This is a genomic window from bacterium, from assembly GCA_027622355.1.
Taxonomy (GTDB): domain Bacteria; phylum UBA8248; class UBA8248; order UBA8248; family UBA8248; genus JAQBZT01.
Map to the genome: position 1 here is coordinate 1 of JAQBZT010000032.1, position 14,981 is coordinate 14,981.

Consider the following 14,981-nt stretch of genomic DNA (forward strand, 5'->3'; position numbering starts at 1 on the left):
AAGGTTGGCGAAAAGCCCGAGTTTTTGCCGGAGGCCGAGAATCGCCTGCTCGGGGCGCTTGTCGCGGGGCAGATCGTCCCACTTCGGGCCGCCGACAGCGCCGAAAAGGCCCGCCACGCTTTCCCTGCAGACGCGAAGCGTCGCCTCGGGAAGGGGCTCGCCCACCGCGTCGCAGGCCGTCCCGCCGCACAGGGCCTCGGTGAACGAAAACGTCAGGCCGAAGCGCGCGCCGGCCGCCTCGAGCACCGCCCGGGCCTGGGCCACCACCTCCTGGCCGATGCCGTCTCCGGGTAAAACCGCAATCTGGATGCCGCTCAACTTTTTCTCCCTCCGCTTCCAAAACCCATGACGAAAAGACAGACCAGGGCCTCAGCCCCCGAAGCCGGAGATGTAGGGCAGCTTCGCGGAAACCTCCCGCACTTTCGGGAGGTTGGCCCGCAAATTCTCGAGGACGCTCCACGTTCCCCGCAAAAAGGCGCTCCTTCGGGCCTCGTCCATCTCGATGGGAAAGGAACCTCCCTCGAAGGCCACCGTCAGCGCTTCCAGATCGACGGTGTAGACCGTGCCCGGCTTCTCCTGCGTCCGCCGCATGAGCGCTTCCGCGTCCTCCGGCGAGAGGGTCGCCAACGGCACCCCGATGGCGAAGCAGTTGCCCGCAAAGATTTCGGCGAACGAAACGCCCAGGATCAGCTCGAAACCCGCGCGCATGATGGCCTGGGGGGCGTGCTCGCGCGAGGAGCCGGAGCCGAAATTGCGCCCGACGATGAGGAGTTTCGCGCCCTTGTAGGCGGGCTCATCGAGGGGATGATCCGGGTGCCGCTCGCGCTCGTCGCAAAAAAGGGTTTTCTCCATCCCCTCGAAGGTGATCGCCTTCAAGAAGCGGGCGGGGACTATCCGGTCCGTGTCGATGTCATCGCCCGGAAGCGGCACCGCCCTTCCCTTCACCTGAACAATTTTCCGCACGCTCATTTCCGGCTACTCCACGTGTGTTTTCGGGTCCGCGATGGACCCCTCGATGGCCGAAGCTGCCACCGTGACCGGGCTCCCCAGGTGGGTCCGGCCCCGCGGGCTTCCCTGCCGCCCGATGAAATTCCGGTTCGAGGAGGAGATGCTCCGCTGGGCGCCCTCCAGCTTGTCCGGGTTCATCCCCAGGCACATCGAGCACCCGGCGGCGCGCCACTCGGCCCCCGCCTCGAGGAAAATCTCGTCCAGCCCCTCGGCCTCGGCCTGCACCTTCACCTGCTGGGAACCGGGCACGACGAGCATCTTGACGCCCTTCGCCACCTTATTCCCCTTCATCACCCGCGCCGCCTCGCGCAGATCGGAGATGCGCGAGTTGGTGCAGGAGCCGAGGAAGGCGACATCGATCTTCGTTCCCGCGAGCGAATCGCCCGCCTTGAGCCCCATGAACTCGTAGGCCTGCGCGGCGGTCTTGCCCTCTTCGACATCGAACGAATCGAGCGCGGGGAGTTTTTCGCCGACCCCCACCGACTGTCCCGGGTTGATTCCCCAGGTCACCATCGGCTCGATGGATGCGCCCTCGATCTCGAATGTCTCATCGTACTCCGCATCCGCATCTGAGGCGACGGATTTCCAATATTCAACCGCTTCATCAAAGTCATCGCCCTTCGGGGAGAACTCTTTCCCCCTCAAATATTCGAAAGTCGTCTCATCGGGATTGACGTAGCCGATGCGGGCGCCGCCCTCGATGCTCATGTTGCAGACCGTCATCCGCTCTTCCATCGTCATCCGGTCGAATATCTCGCCAGCGTATTCGTAGGCGAAGCCGATGCCGCCCTTGATCCCCAGGTCGTGGAGTATCCGGAGGATGACGTCCTTCGCGTAGACGCCCTTCTCCATCTCTCCTGAAACCTCGATCCGCCGCACCTTCAGCCGGCTCAGGGCGAGGGTCTGCGTGGCGAGGACATGGGCCACCTCGGTGGTGCCGATGCCGAAGCCCAGCGAGCCCAGCGCCCCGTGGGTGCTCGTGTGGCTGTCCCCGCAGGCAATGGTCATACCCGGCTGGGTGAGACCGGTCTCGGGACCGATGACGTGAACGATGCCCTGCTTCCCCGAGTCGAGCCCGAAGAAGCGGATGCCGTATTCGTTCACGTTCTGCTCGAGGGTGGCCATCATCAACTCGGCCTGCTCATCCTGGAAGGGCCGAATCTGGGTCAGGGTCGGGATGATGTGATCCACCGTCGCGAGGGTGCGCTCCGGGAAGGCCACCTGGGAGCCCGCCTCTTTCAACAGCGCGAACGCCTGGGGTGTCGTAACCTCATGGATGAGATGAAGCCCGATGAAAATCTGATCCTGCCCGGAATCGAGCTTCGTCACGGTGTGGCTGTCCCACACCTTGTCGTAGAGCGTTCTTTCCGACATTGCTCCCTCTCAGGTGGTGGCGCCGGAGCGGCCCAGCGCCGCGCGGAGGCTGCCGATGTAGCGGCAGGCCGCCGCCTGTTTCTTGTCCAGCTCTTCCTCGGCTTCCATCACGTCAATGAGCGCGCTTCCGACGATCACGCCATCGGCGTGTTCGGCAACTTCCGCCGCCTGTTCGGGGGTCTTGATCCCGAACCCGACGACGACAGGTCGGTTTTTCACCCGGTTGATCCGCTCGAGCACCCCGGCCAGATCGGCGTCCAGCGCCTCCCGCGCGCCGGTGACGCCCATCTGCCCGACATAGTAGATGAAGCCCTTGCCCGTATCGTTGATCAGCTTCACGCGCGAATCCGGGCTCGTCGGGGCCAGCATGAAGACCGGCGCGAGGGGATACTCCGCCATCGCGGCGAGCAGATCCCCCGCCTCCTCGGGCGGCAGGTCGGGCACGATGACGCCGTCCACCCCCGCCCGGGCGGCGTCGCGCGCGAAATCATCGAGGCCGTATACCAGCACGGGGTTGTAGTAGGCCATCAGCACCAGCGGGCACTCGGGAATCTCCCCCCGCACGCCGGCGATCATCGCGATGACGGCCCTGAGCGTCGTCCCCGCCGCGAGCGAGCGAGCGCCGGCGCGCTGGATGGTCGGCCCATCCGCCAGCGGATCGCTGAAGGGAACGCCGATTTCAAAGCCGTCCGCGCCCGCCGCGGCAAGTGCGGGCAGGAGCCGGCGCGTGAACTCGAGACTCGGATCCCCCGCCGAGACGTAGGGAAAGAGCCCGCCCCTTGCCTCCGCCTTCAGGCGAACGAAACACGCTTCGATGCGGCCGGCGTCTTCCATCACGCGCCCCCGCCTTCCGGCCCTTCGCCAAGCTCGCGGAGGAGCCCCTCGGCCTGCTGCACGTCCTTGTCCCCGCGGCCTGAGAGGCAGACGATGACGCTGCGCGGCTTCCCGTCCCGGGCGGCTTCTTCGGCGAGCCGACCGAGATAGGAGATGGCGTGCGCGCTCTCGAGCGCGGGAATGATGCCCTCGAGGCGGGCGAGCTTGCGGAAAGCCAAGAGCGCCTCCCGATCATCGGCCGTCACGTACTTCGCCCGGCCCGTGGCCTGGAGATGGGCATGCTCAGGCCCGACGCCGGGATAATCGAGACCGGCCGAGACCGAGTGCGCGGGGATGATCTGCCCATCGTCATCGTAGAGCAGGTGGGTCTTGCACCCGTGAAGGACGCCGACCCTTCCGGCATTGAGCGAGGCGCCGTGCTCCCCGCTCTCCAGACCGCGCCCGCCCGCCTCGACGCCGATGAGCGCCACCCCCGCGTCCTTGATGAAGGGATAAAAGAGGCCGATGGCGTTGCTCCCTCCGCCGACGCAGGCGACGCAGACATCCGGCAGCTTGCCCTCGAGATCGAGCATCTGCCGGCGCGCTTCCTCGCCGATGACCGATTGGAAGTCGCGGATCATCATCGGGAAGGGATGGGGCCCGACGACGGAGCCGATGATGTAGTGCGTGGTGCGCACCGAAGCGGTCCAGTCGCGCAGCGTTTCGTTGGTCGCGTCCTTGAGGGTGGCGCTCCCGGAAGTGACCGGGATGACCCGCGCCCCGAGCAACCGCATCCGGAAAACGTTGAGCGCCTGGCGCCGGGTGTCCTCCTCCCCCATGTAGACATCGCACTCGAGGCCGAAGAGGGCGGCCGCCGTCGCCGTGGCGACGCCGTGCTGGCCGGCGCCGGTCTCGGCGATCAGTCGTTGGCAAGCAGGGCCTGGCCAAGCGTGTTGTTGATCTTGTGGGCGCCCGTGTGGCAGAGGTCCTCGCGCTTAAGGAAGACCCGGAGGCTGCCCAGATCCTCGGAAAGCCGCCGCGCGAAGTAAAGCGGGGTCGGCCGGCCGACGTACTTCGCCAGATATTCCTTGAGCTCGGCATGAAAGACCGCATCGCCCCGGATGCGCTCGTAGGCCGCCTCGAGCTCCTCGAGGGCCGGCATCAGGGTCTCGGGAACGTACTGCCCCCCGAAGATGCCGAAATGTCCCTTGGGCTCAACCGATGGCTCTGTCATCGTTTTCTCTCTTCGGCGGGAAGGGCCGCGGCGGCCGCCCGCGCATTTTCAATGAACGCCTGGACTTTGGCGAAATCCTTGCGCCCGGGAGTTCCTCCCTCGACGCCGCTGCTCGTGTCCACCCCGTAGGGCCGCACCTGGCGGATGGCATCGGCCACGTTCTCGGGCTGCAAGCCACCCGAGAGAATGATGTCTCTTTTTTGGGCCAACTCGCGGGCGATGGACCAGTCAAACGTCTTGCCGGTCCCCCCGAGTTTCCCCTCGACATAGGCGTCGAGAAGGAGGGGGAAGCCGCTGTAATCCTCCGCCAGATCGAGCGTTTCACGGCCGCTCACCCGCAGGGCCTTGATCACCCGGAGGCCCCGCTCCCCGAGCCAGCGGCACACCTCGGGCGGCTCGGCACCGTGGAGCTGCACCACATCGAGCCCCACCTCCCGGGCGATGGATTCGACCCGCTCGGGGGCCTCGTCCACGAAAATTCCCACCCGGGTGCCCAGCGGAGGGAGCGCCGCGGAAACCGCCCGGGCGGCGGCCGGATCCAGGCAACGGGGGGTGCCGGGAACGAAATTGAGCCCCAGGGCGTCGGCCCCTTGCGCGAGGGCCCAAGCGGCATCCTCGGCCGCCGTCACGCCACAGATTTTCACGCGGATCATCGCTACCGGGCCTCCCCTGCCGTCAAACCCGGCTGTTATAGCATGGAGTCGCGCCGGATTCCCAACAGAAGTAGACAGAAATCAGGGGGGATTTCTAGCCGCCGAGGTACATCATCTTGACCTCGGCGTTGCTGAGGAGGTCCTGGCCCGTGCCCTCAAAGCGGTTCCGGCCCAGTTCGAGGGCATAGCCGCGGTCGGCGATTTCGAGCGCCCGGGCCGCATTCTGCTCCACCAGCATGATGGTGATACCCTCCTTGGCCAGATTGATGATTTTCTCGAAGATATCGGTGACAAACTTGGGACTCAGGCCCAGGGAGGGCTCATCGAGCATGACCATCTTCGGCCTCGTCATCAGGGCCCGGCCCATGGCGAGCATCTGCTGCTCGCCGCCGCTCATGGTGCCCGCCATCTGCTTCTGGCGCTCCTCGAGGCGGGGAAAAAGGGAGAAGACATACCCCATGCTCTCTTTTATCTTCCGGGAGTCGCGCTCCACGTAGGCACCCATCTCGAGGTTTTCCCGCACGGTCATTTGATTGAAGACGATCCGCCCCTGGGGCACATAGCCCAGCCCGCGGGCGAGAATCTGATCGGGGCGGTAGCCGACGATGTTCTCATCTTTGAAGCGTATCTCGCCGCCCAGATAATTGATGAAACCCATGATGACCTTGAAGGTGGTGGACTTCCCCGCGCCGTTGGGGCCGATGACGCTGACCACTTCCCCCTCGCGCACCTCGAGGGACACCTCGTGGAGAATCTGGATGCGGCCATAGGCGGCGTTTACGTTTTTGAGTTCCAGAAGAGGCATGGCGTTAATGTCCGAAATAGGCTTCGATGACTTTTTCGTTCTTCTGTATCTCTTCGGGCACCCCTTCGGCGATTTTTTCGCCGTAGTCCATCACGAATATCTTCTCGCAGTGATTCATGATGACGTTCATGTCGTGCTCGACGATCAGTACGGTCTTGCCCTGCTCCTGAATCTCGTGAATCCGATCGAGGAGATCGTTCAAAAGCGTCCGGTTGACGCCAGCGGCCGGCTCATCGAGCAGGATCAGATCGGGATCAGTCATGAGGGCCCGGGCGAATTCCAGCAGTTTCTGCTGGCCGTAGGAAAGATTGCCCCCGTACTCGCCGCGCAGTTTCGTGAGAGTGACGAAATCCAGCAGCTCCTCCGCGCGCTTTCGCGCCACCCGCTCCGGAACCCGCATGTCAGAGACCGATAGCATGTTTTCGAACACCGTCATCTCGCGATAGATCCGCGTAATCTGGAAGGTCCGGCTGATGCCCTTGCGAAAGATCTGGTAGGGCTTCAGGCTGATGATATTCTCCCCTTTGTAGATGACGGTTCCGCTGTCGGCGGGGATGATGCCGGTCAGGAGGTTGAACGTGGTCGTCTTCCCGGAGCCGTTCGGTCCGATCAGGCCGGATATCTTGCCCGCGGGCACCTGAAAGCTGCACCCATCCACCGCATGGATCCCCCCGAAATGCTTGTAGAGATTCTGCACGTCGAGCGCGATGTCGTTTTGATGGGCCGTTGTATTCATCATCTGCAACCTCGCTCTAGTGGACCATTCCCTTGCGCGCCCAGCCCCGATCAATGAAAAAGCCCATCAAGCCCCGCGGCATGAAGCGCGCGACCGCGATGATGAACAACCCATAGGCGATGAGGTGGGCGGTCGGGAAGTTGATCCAGGTCAGCTCCTGCACGATATACAGGATCACGGCGCCGATGATCGGTCCGATGACCGTTCCCTTTCCCCCCACCATCGCCATCAGCTTCATGGCGATGGTGATCTGGATGAAGAAATCCTGATCCGGATCGACGTAAAGCGTCTTGTAGGCCTGAATGCCGCCCGCAAACGCGGGAAAGATGGCCGAGAGCACCAGGGCCGAAATTTTGTAGTACGTCGTGTTGATCCCGAGGGAGCTGGCCGCCACCTCATCCTCCCGGATGGCGTTCAGCCGGATGCCATAGCGGGAGTGCCCCACCCAATAAGAAACCAGGATAGTAATGACCATCACGATAAGCATCGCGTAGTACGTCTCGAAGGAGCTGTCGACATTCGGCATGCTGATCCCGTCGCCGCCGTGAGTCAGGCTGTCCCACACCGTCACGATGACGCGCGTTCCCTCGGCCGCGCCGAGCATGGCGATCGCGAAGTAGGGACCCTTCAGCCGAAGGACGGGAAACCCGATGGCGATGGCGAGGAGGATGGCGATGGCCGCGCCCACGAACAGGGTAGGCACCCAGTGCCAACTGTAATCGGTCACCAGGATGGCCACAGCATAGGACCCGATGCCATAGAACACCACGTGGCCGAAGGAAACGTAGCCGGTATAACCGCTGATGATGTTCCAGCTCAGCGAGAGCACCACATACATCATGGTGAACATGGCCACGGAGCGTAGATAAAGGGGAAGATGAACCGGGAGAAAAAACAGCACAGCGGCACACACGCCCAGAAAAATAAGGTTTCTCACATCCTCGTGCCGGCTCATACTTTTTCTCCTAGCCTTCTTTCGCGCCCAGCAGACCGCGCGGCCGGATGAGAAGGACAAACACCATCAGCCCGTAGGCGGCGATTTCGACCATGGCCGTTCCGTTCGGGACCATGAACGAAATCAGGCTCTCCATCACCGCGAGCATCAGGCCGCCGATGAGGGCCCCGATATAGTGGCCGCGCCCGCCCAGAACGATGATGGCGAAAGCCTGAAGCGTGTAGAAAATTCCCGTTTCAGGATTGAAGCCGAACTGGATGGAGATCAGCGCGCCGCCCGCCGCGGCGAGCGCCGCCCCCAGCCCGGAAGTAATCAGAAAGATTCCGTATATGTTGATCCCGCAAACCAGCGCCACGTCCCTGTTCTGGGCGGTGGCGCGGATGGCCTTGCCCAGGCGGTGAAATTTCAAAAACAGGAACACGCCGATCGAGATCACCGCCGCCATGGAAAAACTGATGACCTTGTTCATCCCGACGGAGATATTTTGCGTCAACCGGATGGCGTCGGGATTATAGGGGATGGTGCGGAAGTCCGTCGTGAATATCCATTCCACGACCTGGATCATCACGAGCCCGAGGCCGAACGTGATCAGAAGCGGGGTCAGCTCGGGTCCGCCCACCACCGCGTTCAGCAGAAGCTTCTGGACAACCCAGCCGAAGGCGAAGGCGGTGGGAAGCGTCAGGAAAAGCGCCAGCAGCGGGTCCATCCCCAGATAAAAAAAAGCGGTATAGGTCAGATAGGCGCCCATCATCACCGTCTCGCCGTGGGCCACGTTGATGATGCGCATGACGCCGAAGATCAGCGTCAGCCCGACGGCGAACATGGCGTAGACGCCGCCCTGCATCAGGCCGTTCAATATGACCGTCGTCAGGCTGGCGAGCCACTCGGCATCGAAAAAAACGGTCTCATTCCAGACGCCGATGGCAAACGGCAAGGCATAGGCCCCCGCCAAAAAGGCGCCCAGAAAATACCGGCTGCGGATCTCCGCCTTTTCCACCCGCCTTACCTCTTGCAATGAAGTTGTAATGAAGCCAATTGAATGAAGCCAAATTTGACGCAAGGCCGGAGCCGCCGAAACGGCTCCGGCCCTGAGTAAAAATCTACACTTTCAAGCACATTGATCGCTTAAACCTAGTTCTTCGGGCTAGTTCTTCGGCCGATCGCTCCATTTCGGCATGGGGATCTGCGCCTTCGCTTCAGCCACATGCGACGGCCAAATGATCTTCCGCTCGCCGTTGAGAATCTGGAACGTCAGGCCGTCGTGCACGTTTAGCCCCTCGCTGTTGACCTTGTAAGTGCCGAACATGGTCTCGACCTTGATGCTGGCCAGCGCATTGCGGAGCTTGGTTCCGTCAAAGCTGCCCGCCTTTTTGAGGGCGGCCTCGGTGACCTGCATCGTCGCGTAGGATTGGCCCGCGTGGTAGTTGGGCTTCACGCCATAGCGCTTCGTGTAGTTCTCGATGAACACCTTCATGCCGGGGTAGCCGAGCTTGAGGACGGGCTCCCACTGACTGAAGCCGACGACGTACTCGGCGGTGGCGCCGAGCTGCTTCGCGAATTTCGGGAGGCCGGGACCGACCGTTCCCGAGAACATCTTGAGGTTGATCCCCAGCTCGCGGAGCTGGCGGATCTGGGCGGCCGAGTCGTCGAAGTAGCTGTTCGAGATGATCACCTCGGCGCGGCGGGACTTGATCTTCTGCAGAAGCGCGGTGAAGTCGGTCTGCTTGCGGGGATAGTTTTCCGCCAGGACCACCTTCAGGCCCAACTTCTTGGCCCATTCCTGCGCCCCATTGGCCACCATCCGGGGGAAGAGGGTGTCGGCGCTGATGATGGCGATGCGCTTCGCGCCGATTTCCTTGGCGAGATACAGGGCGCCCTTCTGGTAGTTTTCCGCCACCGCGATGATGTTGAAGATGTATTTCCGGCCCTTCTTCCAGATGACTGTCGAGGCGGCGCCGGAGGCGATCATCGGCATCTTGTAGCGCTCGGTCACATTCGCCACCGCATCGGTGATGCCGCTGGAGTAAGGGGCGAGGACCACTTCCACCTTGTCTACGGTGATCAGCTTCTCGAAAAGCTTGATGCTGGTCTGCTTGTCGGATTTGTCGTCCAGTATATTGAGCTTGACCTTGCGGCCCAGAACGCCGCCGCGGGCGTTCAACTCATCCACAAACATCTTGTAGGAGTTGAGGACGCGGCCGGCCGGCTCGGCGAAGCGGCCCGTCTGGGAGATGGCACCGCCGAACGTGACGGTTGCCGCCCAGGCAAGCGGGGCCGACAGCATGGTGGCAGCCGCCAGGACGGTTGCTAGCGTAAAGCGCAGTCGGGTTTTCATTCCGATTTTCCTCCTCGGTAGGCCCTCGAAAAAAATCCCGGGGCATGTAATTACATGGAAATTCCTAACCCAAAACCTCAGAAATGAAGATTAATCCTTCAAAAGGACCATTTTCCCTTCGGATTACGAGGAGTTGCGTAATTCTCCCCTCAAATATTCAATCGGTGGGATTATCTTACCGGATGGGAAGGAAATGTCAAAAGGCTATTTTGGGGGCTATTTGGGACCGTCCGCCTGGGCAGATTGGGCGTTTACCGGGCACTCCTCGACCCATTCGGCCCCATCCTCGCCGAATTCTTTTTTCCAGATGGGAACAATCTGCTTGATCCGGTCGATAGCGTAGCGGCAGGCCTTGAAGGCCGCGTCCCGGTGGGCCGAGGCCGCCGCAATGCCCACGGCGATCTCTCCGATCTGGAGCGTCCCGATGCGGTGGGCGATGGCGATGCGGGTCACCCCGTAGCGCTCCTCGATCTCCTCGATCACCTGGCGCATCTTCTTCTCCGACATCTCGGGATAGGCATGGTATTCCAGATGGGTGACCTTCTGTCCGCGGCTGTGGTCCCGCACATGGCCGGTGAACGTACAGGTCCCTCCGGCCTCCTCGGCGCGCACATCCGCCATCAACTCGGCGATATCAATCGGCTTGTCCGTGATTCGGCAGATCACGCCGCTATACCCCCCCGCTGATCGGCGGGATGAGGGCGACCTCATCCCCCGCGGAAATGGCGGTTCCCTCTCCGGCAAACTCCTGGTTCACCGAAACAGCGATCGACTCCATCCGGCCCTCGAAAACCGGATACCTGGCCTCGAGCACCGCCCGCAGATCGGCCACCGTTCCCCCTTCGGGAAGATCGAGGACCACCTCCTCCGCCCCGGTCACCTCCCGGGCCCAGGCGAAGCATTTGAGCCGAACTTCCATCTCACCTCCGCAACATTTGCCCCGGAACGCGAACGGGACAAAGGATATCACCCCTAAATAGAGAATAGGAACCGGCCGGCCTTCGATCAATGAGAGAGAACGACGCGGAACGTACCCGGAAAACGGGAATTTCCCGCTATAATGCCGCCATGAACCCCCCTGCCCCCGTCAGCCTCCTGAATGCCCTCGGCGCTGCGCTCAAGGAGGGTCCCATCCCCTTTCACAGGTACATGGAACTGGCCCTCTATCACCCCGAGGGCGGCTACTATTGCCAACCCGCCCCCCGCATCGGGCGCGGCGGCGACTTCAAGACCAGCCCCCACCAGAGTTCCTGGTTCGGCCGGATGCTTGCCCGGCAGGCAGAGGCGCTCTGGGATACGCTCGAGAAGCCCGATCCTTTTACCCTGGCGGAATTCGGCCCCGGGGAAGGCTGGCTGGCCTACGATCTTCTCGCGGCCGTTGGGGCCGGCGGGGAAAATACCTTCGGCGATGCCCTGCACTATCTCCTCATCGAACAAAGCCGCCCCGCGGCCGGGCGCATCGCCGATCGGATCGAGAGGTGGCTGGAAAAGCGCCCGGGCGCGCCCCGTGCCGAACTCGCTGCCGCCCTCCCCGATGCGATGGACGGCCTGATCCTCGCCCATGAATTTCTCGACGCCCTGCCCACCCATCTTCTCGTCCAGACCCGGGAAGGCTTGAAGGAGCGTTACGTCGAGCGAAGGGATAGCACCCTGGGCTTCACCGAGGGGCCGCTCTCCGACCCCCGGCTCGCGGGGTGGTTCGAGCGGCTGGGGGTCAGGCTCTCCGTGGGACAGACGGCCGAGGTCTGCCCCGCCGCCGCGGAGGGGATTGAGTCTGCGGCCGCGAGGCTGCACCGGGGCGGCATCCTGATCTTCGACTATGGATTCTCCGCGCGCGTCCTCTACGGGCCGGATCGCCGCGAGGGAACGCTCAGAGGGTACCGGAACCACACCCTGATTGCGGATGTCCTCACCCACCCGGGCGAGACCGATCTGACCGCCCACGTGGACTTCACCGCCATCCTGCAAGCCGCACGGGCGGCGGGCCTCACCCTCGCGGGCTTCACGGATCAGTGCCATTTCCTGCTGGGGCTGGGAATCGCCGAAGCGCTCGCGGAGGGCGGCCCGGAGGAGGCGCGGGCGCGCCGGGCGGCCATGGGACTGCTCGATCCGGCCGGCCTGGGAGGGGCCATCAAGGTGATGCTGCTCGCCAAGGGCTTCACGCCGGGAGAGCTGCCGGCCTTTTCCATGAAACCCGACGATCGGGAATCTCTCGCCACGCTGGGGGGGTAGCCTCAGAAACCGGCCGGGCGGAGCGCCTTCACCTCAAGCTGAACGGTTTCCGCCCCCCGCCAACGGTTCAGCCCCGGATGAAAGGCCACATCCAGCTTCCCCTTCAGGGCATCCGGCGAATCCAGCAGCTCCCCCATCCCAAAGGCGATGGCGTCCAGCACCTCGCGGCGTTGCCGCAGCCGGAACTTGAGGTGCGCTCCCTTTTGCCCGACAAGCTGTGGCGTACCCTCCACCTCCACCCCGCCCACGGCGAACAGGGGGCGCGGATTTCCCGGGCCGAAGGGCGCCATCTCCTCAACCCGCCTCAAAAGGGCCACGTCCAGCTCCGAAAAATGCACCACAGCGTCCAGCTCCAGATCGGGCACGGCCGGCTCGCCGCCCAGCATGCCGCGGGCCACCTCCGAGAACCGGGCCCGGAACGCCTCGAACTGATCCACCTGGATGGAAAGACCGGCCGCCTCCTTGTGCCCGCCGAACTGCACCAGCAGATCCGCGCACTCTTTGAGCGCGTCGTAGACGTGAAAACCGGGAACGCCTCGGACAGAGCCCCTCCCCATCTCCCCTTCAAAGTGAACCAGCGCGGCGGGCCGGAAGTGCGCATCCACCAGGCGGGAGGCCACGATGCCGATAACGCCCGGGTGCCAGCGGTGGCTCCCCAGCACGATCGCCCCGAGCTCCGCCGGGGGCGGTCCCGCTGCGAGGAGCGCCTCGGCCTCCTCCACCGCCTCCTGTTGCAGTTCCTGGCGCTGGCGGTTCCACTCCTCAATGCGTTCGGCCCCCGCCCGCGCCCCTGCCGCATCTACCGCGGTGAGCAGCTCCACCCCCAGGCGAGGCTCGCCCACCCGGCCCGCCGCGTTGAGGCGCGGCGCGAGGACAAACGACACATGTCCGGGCGTCAGGCTGTCGGCCTTGAGATCCGCCGTCAGCTGAAGGGCGCGCACGCCCGCTTTCTGCCCGCCCGGAGCGCCCGCGGAACCCGTCTCCTTCGGGGGGGAGAGCACCTCCAGGCCGGTCCGCACCAGGACATGGTTCTCCCCCAACAGCGGCATGACGTCGGCCACCGTCCCCAAGGCCACGAGATCGAGATGCTGTCTGAGATTCGGAAGATTCTCTGCGCCGTTCGCTTCATACAGCCTCCGTCGAACCGCCACCGCCAGCTTGAAGGCGATGCCGACTCCCGAAAGGTCCTTGAAGGGATAGCCGCACCCCGGCTGGCGGGGATTCAGGACCGCCACCGCATCGGGGAGGCGTTCAGCCGGGCGGTGGTGATCGGTCACAATCAGCGAAATGCCGGCCGCGCGGGCCGCCTCGGCCACCTCTACCGCGGCGATGCCGCAATCCACCGTCACCACCGTCGCACACCCCGCCGCCTTCAACTCCATGAGGCCCGGCAGGTGAAGCCCATAGCCCTCCCGGAGGCGGTGGGGAATGTGGTAGTGCACCGGAACTTCCAGTGCCCTGAAAAAATTGACCAGCAGGGCTGTCGCCGACATACCGTCCACATCATAGTCGCCATAAATCCCGATCGGAGCCCGGCGGGCGATCTCCGCGGCCAGATGGACGACGGCGGCTTCCATGCCCTTCATGCCGAAGGGATCGTGGAGCGAATCGAGGGGGGCGACAAGGAACGTCCGGGCGGCATCCGGCTCTGAGAGCCCGCGCAGGGCAAGGAGCCGGGCCAGCAGTTCGGGAATTTCGAGATCGCGCGCCAGATGGAGAGCCGTGTCCGCATCGAGGGGGCGCACCGCCCAGCGGCGGCGCGAAGCGAATTCTTTTTTCGCAGAATTCATACTGCCTTCCGGGGGGAGCGGGGGCTAGTTCCCTTGCGGCTCCGCGCGATCGCTCTCGGGGCCGCCGCCGATGCTTTTCTCGCCGTTTTCTTCTGTCTCGGGCGAATCGTCCTCGGGTCCCATGCGCGCGCGGCCGCTCGTCCGCCAGCGGTCGCGCTTTCGCGGCTGCGGCAGGGAGAATTGCAAATCGCGCCGGGCCTGCTGGAAGCCGCCCGCAGGTACACTCGGCACCGGGCGCTCCAGCCCCACCATGGCCAAAAGCATCCGGTTCATCACACGCACAGGCTGGCAGGCGTTCTCGTTGATCAGGATCGAAAAAACGAGCACTTCGCCGTTTTTCGCGGCCGCATAGCCGCTCAGGGCATGTACACCGAACAGGAGACCGGTCTTGGCCCGCACCCGGCGCGCCTCGGGCCGGCTGCGGAACTTTTTCCGCACGGTGCCGTCCACCCCGACGACAGCCAGCGAGGCGACGAACTCGGGCCGCAGGCGAAAATCGTGGTACACGCGCTCCAGCACCGTCGCAAGCACCCGCGGGGTGGTTTTGTTCAACCGGCTGAGCCCCGAGCCGTCGGCGAGTTCAAAATGCGCCGGCGAGATGCCCAGACTCACCAGAAACTTCCGCACCTCGAGCAGACCGTTCTCCGCCGTTCCGGGAAGCCCGTGCAACTCCGCCCCCATTGTCTTCAGGAGTTGCTCGGCCATGAAGTTGTTGCTGAACTTGTTCAAGCCCCGGATGATGACACCGAGCGGACGCGACAGATCGCGCGCGAGCAGGCGGGCCTCCTTGGGCGTGCGCCCCTGGAGGATGCCGCCGCGGACGGTGACTCCCTCCTTCTGGAGAAAGGTGCGGAAGCTGGCCGCCGCGAACCGCGTCGGGTCGGAGATCGCCGCGCGGTAGCTCCGCCGGGCGGAGCGGATCGGCACCCGCCCGCTCACCTGAAAGACGTCGGCATCTTTTTCGTCGCGGCGGTGAATCCCAATCCGCGGATAGCTCCGGCGCGGGCCGGTGGTGACACGGTTCTCCAGGCGGATGCCTTCGGAGG

General features: G+C 63.9%; 15 protein-coding genes and 1 pseudogene. 1 reads left to right on the forward strand and 15 read right to left on the reverse strand.

From position 1 onward, the window contains the following. The 13 genes and pseudogenes from O2807_03375 to moaD form a co-directional block, all read right to left on the reverse strand. Window positions 1-318: isocitrate/isopropylmalate family dehydrogenase (locus tag O2807_03375; protein ID MDA0999546.1), on the reverse strand; the 318-nt coding region annotated here is incomplete at its 3' end. A 51-nt stretch (window positions 319-369) separates the two neighbouring features. Continuing rightward, entirely contained in the window at window positions 370-969 is a 600-nt protein-coding gene (locus O2807_03380; GenBank protein MDA0999547.1) for a 3-isopropylmalate dehydratase small subunit, read from the reverse strand. Window positions 970-975: 6 nt separating this feature from the next. Continuing rightward, window positions 976-2,382, reverse strand: a complete 1,407-nt coding sequence (leuC, locus tag O2807_03385) for a 3-isopropylmalate dehydratase large subunit (GenBank protein ID MDA0999548.1) — start codon at window positions 2,380-2,382, stop codon at window positions 976-978. Window positions 2,383-2,391: 9 nt separating this feature from the next. Continuing rightward, window positions 2,392-3,216 carry a tryptophan synthase subunit alpha gene (gene trpA, locus O2807_03390; protein ID MDA0999549.1) on the reverse strand — a complete coding sequence of 275 codons (825 nt, stop codon included), beginning with the start codon at window positions 3,214-3,216 and terminating at the stop codon, window positions 2,392-2,394. After that, window positions 3,216-4,429 (reverse strand): annotated as a pseudogene (gene trpB / locus O2807_03395) (tryptophan synthase subunit beta). Before trpB ends, trpA begins: the two are co-directional and overlap by 1 nt. Next, entirely contained in the window at window positions 4,426-5,082 is a 657-nt protein-coding gene (locus tag O2807_03400) for a phosphoribosylanthranilate isomerase (protein MDA0999550.1), read from the reverse strand. The pseudogene trpB and the gene O2807_03400 overlap by 4 nt, the downstream one beginning before the upstream one ends. A 94-nt stretch (window positions 5,083-5,176) precedes the next feature. Next, window positions 5,177-5,887, reverse strand: coding sequence for an ABC transporter ATP-binding protein (locus O2807_03405; GenBank protein MDA0999551.1), 711 nt, complete (start codon window positions 5,885-5,887; stop codon window positions 5,177-5,179). Window positions 5,888-5,891: 4 nt separating this feature from the next. Continuing rightward, window positions 5,892-6,626, reverse strand: coding sequence for an ABC transporter ATP-binding protein (locus O2807_03410; protein MDA0999552.1), 735 nt, complete (start codon window positions 6,624-6,626; stop codon window positions 5,892-5,894). A gap of 13 nt (window positions 6,627-6,639) precedes the next feature. Further along, window positions 6,640-7,578: a branched-chain amino acid ABC transporter permease gene (locus O2807_03415; protein ID MDA0999553.1), complete on the reverse strand. Its 939-nt coding sequence runs from the start codon at window positions 7,576-7,578 to the stop codon at window positions 6,640-6,642. A gap of 10 nt (window positions 7,579-7,588) precedes the next feature. After that, entirely contained in the window at window positions 7,589-8,575 is a 987-nt protein-coding gene (locus O2807_03420) for a branched-chain amino acid ABC transporter permease (GenBank protein ID MDA0999554.1), read from the reverse strand. 147 nt (window positions 8,576-8,722) lie between these two features. Continuing rightward, entirely contained in the window at window positions 8,723-9,913 is a 1,191-nt protein-coding gene (locus tag O2807_03425; GenBank protein ID MDA0999555.1) for an amino acid ABC transporter substrate-binding protein, read from the reverse strand. Between the two features lie 216 nt (window positions 9,914-10,129). Beyond that, window positions 10,130-10,579 (reverse strand): molybdenum cofactor biosynthesis protein MoaE, encoded by a 450-nt coding sequence (locus O2807_03430; GenBank protein ID MDA0999556.1) that lies wholly within the window; start codon window positions 10,577-10,579, stop codon window positions 10,130-10,132. A 4-nt stretch (window positions 10,580-10,583) separates the two neighbouring features. Further along, on the reverse strand, window positions 10,584-10,832 hold the full coding sequence (gene moaD, locus O2807_03435; protein ID MDA0999557.1) for a molybdopterin converting factor subunit 1: 249 nt from the start codon (window positions 10,830-10,832) through the stop codon (window positions 10,584-10,586). Window positions 10,833-10,981: 149 nt separating this feature from the next. On the opposite strand from moaD, the gene O2807_03440 reads away from it, so the two are divergent. Further along, window positions 10,982-12,145: an SAM-dependent methyltransferase gene (locus O2807_03440; protein ID MDA0999558.1), complete on the forward strand. Its 1,164-nt coding sequence runs from the start codon at window positions 10,982-10,984 to the stop codon at window positions 12,143-12,145. 2 nt (window positions 12,146-12,147) lie between these two features. Here the strand turns inward: O2807_03440 and recJ are convergent, their stop codons facing one another. Next, window positions 12,148-13,935 (reverse strand): single-stranded-DNA-specific exonuclease RecJ, encoded by a 1,788-nt coding sequence (gene recJ / locus O2807_03445; protein ID MDA0999559.1) that lies wholly within the window; start codon window positions 13,933-13,935, stop codon window positions 12,148-12,150. 24 nt (window positions 13,936-13,959) lie between these two features. Then, a partial coding sequence (gene dacB / locus O2807_03450; GenBank protein ID MDA0999560.1) for a D-alanyl-D-alanine carboxypeptidase/D-alanyl-D-alanine-endopeptidase occupies window positions 13,960-14,981 on the reverse strand: 1,022 nt, incomplete at its 5' end.